Origin of the sequence: Pseudomonas tehranensis (assembly GCF_014268615.1) — a bacterium.
In the GTDB taxonomy this organism is placed as follows: Bacteria; Pseudomonadota; Gammaproteobacteria; order Pseudomonadales; family Pseudomonadaceae; genus Aquipseudomonas; species Aquipseudomonas tehranensis.
In genome coordinates, this window is sequence record NZ_JABWQV010000292.1 from 1 (window position 1) to 5,550 (window position 5,550).

Here is a 5,550-nt window from a genome sequence, read left to right on the forward strand (position 1 = left end):
CCAGCGGGAGCAAGCTCCCTCGCCACAAGGTTCAGGCCGAGTGCCGCACCATGTCCACATGAGGAATCCCGGCTTCCAGGAACTCCTCGCTGACCACGGCAAAGCCCAGTCGCTCGTAGAACGGCGTGGCATGCACCTGGGCGCTGAGCATCTGTTGCTTGAGCCCACGCTTCTCGGCTTCGGCGATCACGGCGTGCATCAGCGCGTCACCCACCTTCAGGCCGCGCCAGTCCTTGAGGACCGAGACGCGACCGATATGGCCGTCAGTCAACAGGCGAGCGGTGCCGATGGGGAAGTCGCCTTCAAACGCCAGGAAATGCACCGCGCTCTGGTCATCGGCATCCCATTCCAGTTCAGGCGGGACGGATTGCTCGGCAATGAACACAGTCTCACGAATGCGCCGGATCTCGGCGTTATCCTTTTGCCAGTCTGCGACACGAACGTGAATTTTATTCATCAGCGAACCCCAGGCTGCCTTGCTTGACCAGCTCGCAGATCAGGCCGCGACCGTCTTCGTCGGCCAGCCACGGGCCGAGGTTTTCGCTGTGCAGGGCGTCCGCGGCGCAGATCATTTTCAGCAGGTCGCGCAGCTTGCCCGGCAGATAACGGCTCTGGCCGCTGGCAAACAACAACAGGTCGTCATCGACTTCCGACCAGGCCAGGCGGGCGCTTGGGTTGCGGATGATCACGGCGCCCTGTTCCAGGCCGGCCAGCAGGTCGTCTTCTTCGAGTTCCGGGCCTACCACCAGTTCCGGATAGCGCGGCTCGGTCATGAACTGGCCGAACCAGGTCAGCAGCAGACGCTCGTCGCTCATGTGCTCTGCCAGCAGGCCCTTGAGGCGATCGAGGGCGTCGTGCTGGATCTGGTGCGGATCGGCCACCGGGCGCGCATCGGCGTCGGTGTAGCGTTCTTCGTCCGGCAGGAACTGGCTGAGGAAGTCGGTGAAGTGGGTCAGCACTTCGGCGGCGCTCGGCGCCCGGAAGCCTACCGAGTAGGTCATGCAGTCATCCACGGCCACGCCGCAGTGGGCCAGGCGTGGCGGCAGGTAAAGCATGTCGCCCGGTTCCAGGGTCCACTCATCGGTGGCCTCGAAGTCGGCGAGGATGCGCAGGTCGGCGTGTTGCAGCAGCGGGCTCTCGGAGTCGCACATTTGGCCGATTTTCCAGTTGCGCTGGCCATGGCCCTGCAGCAGGAACACATCGTAGTTGTCGAAATGCGGGCCGACGCTGCCACCCGGGGCGGCGAAGCTGATCATCACATCGTCGATGCGCCAGCTTGGCAGGAAGCGGAAGTTTTCCAGCAGTTCACTGACTTCGGGTACGAACTGATCGACCGCCTGCACCAGCAGGGTCCACTCGCGCTCCGGTAGTTTGCTGAATTCGTCTTCGGCAAACGGGCCGCGACGCAATTCCCAGGGACGTTCGCCGTGCTCGATGACCAGGCGCGATTCGACTTCTTCTTCCAGGGCCAGGCCGGCCAGTTCGTCGGCATCGATCGGGCTTTGGAAGTCTGGAATCGCCTGGCGGATCAGCAGTGGTTTTTTCTGCCAGTAGTCGCGCAGGAACTCCCGTGCCGTGATGCCGCCCAAGAGTTGCAGAGGAATATCAGGATTCATGTGTAACCTATTGAAAAAATATACTTTTCAGACGCGAATAAAAACGCCCGGCGCGGCCGGGCGTCTCAGGGCAAAACGGTGGATCAGATGCGCTTGGCTTGTGCCGCTGCGTTGCCGATGTAGTTGGCCGGCGTGAGCTTTTTCAGCTCGGCGCGGGCCTCGGCAGGCATGTCCAGGCCATCAATGAAAGTCTGCAACGCTTCAGGGCTGATGCCCTTGCCACGGGTCAGTTCTTTGAGCTTTTCATACGGGTTTTCGATGTTGTAGCGACGCATCACGGTCTGGATCGGCTCGGCCAGGACTTCCCAGCAGGCGTCCAGGTCGGCAGCGATCTTCTGCTCGTTCAGTTCCAGCTTGCTGATGCCCTTGAGGCTGGCTTCATAGGCAATGACGCTGTGGGCAAAACCGACGCCCAGGTTGCGCAGTACGGTGGAGTCGGTCAGGTCGCGCTGCCAGCGGGAGATCGGCAGCTTGCTCGCCAGGTGCTGGAACAGCGCGTTGGCGATGCCCAGGTTGCCTTCGGAGTTTTCGAAGTCGATCGGGTTGACCTTGTGCGGCATGGTCGAGGAACCGATTTCGCCAGCGATGGTACGCTGCTTGAAATAACCCAGGGAGATGTAGCCCCAGATGTCACGGTCGAAGTCGATCAGGATGGTGTTGAAGCGCGCGATCGCGTCGAACAGCTCGGCGATGTAGTCGTGCGGCTCGATCTGGGTGGTGTACGGGTTGAAGCTCAGGCCCAGCTCGTCTTCGATGAAGGCGCGGGCGTTGGCTTCCCAGTCGATGTCCGGGTAGGCCGACAGGTGCGCGTTGTAGTTGCCCACGGCGCCGTTGATCTTGCCCAGCAGTGGCACAGCGGCGACCTGGGCGATCTGGCGCTCCAGACGGTACACCACGTTCGCCAGCTCTTTGCCCAGGGTGGTCGGCGAGGCCGGCTGACCGTGGGTGCGCGACAGCATCGGCACGTCGGCGAAGCGGATTGCCAGCTCGCGGATGGCCTGGGCGGTCTGGCGCATCAGCGGCAGCATCACGTCATCACGGCCTTCGCGCAGCATCAGGGCGTGGGACAGGTTGTTGATGTCCTCGCTGGTGCAGGCAAAGTGGATGAATTCGCTGACGTTGGCCAGCTCCGGCAGCTTGGCCGCCTGCTCCTTGAGCAGGTATTCGATGGCTTTGACGTCGTGGTTGGTGGTGCGCTCGATCTCTTTGACGCGCTCGGCGTGCTCCAGCACAAAGTTTTCAGCCAGGGCATTGAGCACCGCGTTGGCTTGCGCGGAAAACGCCGGGACTTCGCCGATGGCAGGGTGAGCGGCAAGGCGCTGGAGCCAGCGCACTTCAACCAGGACGCGGGCACGGATCAGGCCGTACTCGCTGAAAATCGGGCGCAGGGCCTGGGTTTTGCCGGCGTAGCGGCCGTCAACAGGGGAAACCGCAGTGAGCGAAGAAAGCTGCATGGGGTGTTCTCGGACAGTCGGGCAACGAAATGGGGCGCGTATCATACATGAAAACATTCGTCGGTCCGTCGCCAACTGACCGGCGTATTACGCGTAACGATATAAGGCGTTTAATACCTGTGGCGAGGCAGCAAGCTCCCTCGCCACAAAAAAACGGGTCGATGCGACTTATTCGTTGCGCATCAACGGGTAAAGCTCTTTCAGCAATTTGCGCCGGCTGATCACCAGTTGCCAGCGATGACCACCCAACTGCCGCCACAACCGCGCCGAGCGAATTCCGGCCAGCAACAGGGCGCGGATCTTCGAGGCATTGCTCGGTTGTTGCAGATTGCGCATGTCGCCGTGTACCTGGATACGCTGGCGCAAGGTGCTCAGGGTGTCCTGGTACAGCGCACCGCAAGCGGCGATGACGTTTTCGTGGGCGGGACCGAAGTGTTCAACCTGGGACTGAATCTGCGGCAGGCGATTGCCGATGGTGTCCAGCAGGTCGTCGCGCTTGGCCAATTGACGTTCGAGGCCCAGCATCGACAGGGCGTAGCGCAGCGGCTCGCGTTGCAGGGTGCTGGGGTCGCGCTCCAGGGCGCCGATCAGTGCGCGATAACCCTCGCGCAGGTTCAGGTCGTCGCCGCCATAGACTTCAAGTGTGTCCTTGGGATCACGAATCAGCAGGCTGCCGAGCATGCAGCTCAGGCCCGCTTCGGTGGCTTGGCCGGTCTTGGCGATCCGGTCCACCAGTACGGCGGCAAGAAATACACCGCCCAATGCCGTCAGTTGCTCCTGGGTCGGGCTCATGCCTTGCTGCTCCAGGGCTCTGCGACTTCGATCACGCCGCCGCCCAGGCAGATTTCCCCATCGTAGAACACTACGGACTGGCCGGGTGTGACGGCTCGTTGCGGGTCATCGAATGTTGCGCGATAGCCCGTGGCGGTTTTCTCCAGCATGCAAGGTTGATCACTCTGGCGGTAGCGAACCTTGGCCGTCAGACGGCGCGGTTGGCTGAGGTCGATCGGGTTGACCCAATAAATGTCGGAGGCGAGCAGGGCGCGGGAGAACAACCATGGGTGGTCGTTGCCCTGGCCGACGATCAGCTCGTTGTGCTCCAGGTCCTTGACCAGCACGTACCACGGCTCTTCACCGGCGTCCTTGAGCCCGCCGATGCCCAGGCCCTGGCGCTGGCCGATGGTGTGGTACATCAGGCCATGGTGGCGGCCGATGACTTCGCCTTCGGTGGTTTTGATTTCGCCTGGCTGGGCCGGCAGATACTGCTTGAGGAAATCGCTGAAACGCCTTTCACCAATAAAGCAGATGCCGGTGGAGTCTTTCTTCTTGGCGGTGGCTAGGGCGTGTTTTTCGGCGATCGCGCGCACTTGCGGCTTTTCCAGCTCGCCCACCGGGAACAGGGTCTTGGCGATCTGCTCGCCGCCGACGGCGTGCAGGAAGTAGCTCTGATCCTTGTTCGGGTCCAGGCCCTTGAGCAGCTCGGTGCGGCCATCGATGTCGCGGCGGCGCACATAGTGACCGGTGGCGATCAGGTCGGCGCCGAGCATCATGGCGTAGTCGAGGAATGCCTTGAACTTGATTTCGCGGTTGCAGAGGATGTCCGGGTTCGGCGTACGACCGGCCTTGTATTCGGCCAGGAAGTGCTCGAACACGTTGTCCCAGTATTCGGCGGCGAAGTTGGCGGTGTGCAGCTTGATGCCGATCCTGTCGCAGACGGCCTGGGCGTCCGCCAGGTCGTCCATGGCGGTGCAGTATTCGGTTCCGTCGTCTTCTTCCCAGTTCTTCATGAACAGGCCTTCCACCTCATAACCCTGCTCGATCAGCAGAAGGGCGGAAACGGAAGAGTCCACGCCGCCGGACATGCCGACAATGACGCGCTTGTTGGTGGTGTCAGAAGGGGCTGGATCACGCATAGCAGTTCAATGAGTGTCTTGAAAAAGGACGCGATTCTATCAGGCCCGGACGCGCAAGGCTAAAGAGAAGGACGGATCAGCGTCAGACTGTGGCGATGACCGGCCAGATAATCGTCGATGCAACGGATGATCAGCTCGCTACGCCAGTGTTCACGTTGTTCGAGCAACTCGTTGCGGGTCAGCCACTTGGCGCCGAGGATCCCGTCGTCCAATTGATACTCGGGGTGGTGTTCCAAGGCCTTGGCGGCGAAACAGACGCGTTGGTAGGTCATGCCGTTGCTGGGGGCGGTGTACAGATAAATGCCTACCACGGCGGTGGGCTCGACGTCCCAGCCGGTTTCTTCCAGGGTTTCGCGCACGGCGGCTTCGATCAGGGTTTCGTTCGGATCCAGGTGGCCTGCAGGCTGGTTGAGCACCGCCCGTCCGCCCTTGGATTCTTCTACCATCAGGAAACGGCCGTTGTCTTCGACGATGGTGGCGACGGTGATGTGGGGTTTCCAGTCCATGAAGTGTTCCCGATTCAAAGGTTGAGCGCGGTCAAATGTGGGAGCGAGCCTGCTCGCGATA

The 5,550-nt window shown here is 61.6% G+C and carries 6 protein-coding genes; all 6 read right to left on the reverse strand.

Annotation, left to right across the window (positions count from 1 at the left end; genetic code table 11):
• Positions 1-31: 31 nt before the first annotated feature.
• The 6 genes from HU811_RS24270 to HU811_RS24295 all read right to left on the reverse strand — a co-directional run bounded on the left by HU811_RS24270 (position 32) and on the right by HU811_RS24295 (position 5,489).
• On the reverse strand, positions 32-457 hold the full coding sequence (locus HU811_RS24270; RefSeq protein WP_072339633.1) for a GNAT family N-acetyltransferase: 426 nt from the start codon (positions 455-457) through the stop codon (positions 32-34).
• Positions 450-1,616, reverse strand: a complete 1,167-nt coding sequence (locus HU811_RS24275) for a ribosomal protein uL16 3-hydroxylase (RefSeq protein WP_047227729.1) — start codon at positions 1,614-1,616, stop codon at positions 450-452. The genes HU811_RS24270 and HU811_RS24275 overlap by 8 nt, the downstream gene beginning before the upstream one ends.
• An 83-nt stretch (positions 1,617-1,699) precedes the next feature.
• Positions 1,700-3,070 (reverse strand): adenylosuccinate lyase, encoded by a 1,371-nt coding sequence (purB, locus tag HU811_RS24280; protein WP_186658508.1) that lies wholly within the window; start codon positions 3,068-3,070, stop codon positions 1,700-1,702.
• 168 nt (positions 3,071-3,238) lie between these two features.
• On the reverse strand, positions 3,239-3,862 hold the full coding sequence (gene hflD / locus HU811_RS24285; protein ID WP_047227727.1) for a high frequency lysogenization protein HflD: 624 nt from the start codon (positions 3,860-3,862) through the stop codon (positions 3,239-3,241).
• Positions 3,859-4,983 carry a tRNA 2-thiouridine(34) synthase MnmA gene (gene mnmA, locus HU811_RS24290; protein WP_047227726.1) on the reverse strand — a complete coding sequence of 375 codons (1,125 nt, stop codon included), beginning with the start codon at positions 4,981-4,983 and terminating at the stop codon, positions 3,859-3,861. The genes hflD and mnmA overlap by 4 nt, the downstream gene beginning before the upstream one ends.
• Before the next feature lie 59 nt (positions 4,984-5,042).
• Positions 5,043-5,489, reverse strand: coding sequence for an NUDIX hydrolase (locus HU811_RS24295; RefSeq protein ID WP_186658509.1), 447 nt, complete (start codon positions 5,487-5,489; stop codon positions 5,043-5,045).
• Between the last annotated feature and the right edge of the window lie 61 nt (positions 5,490-5,550).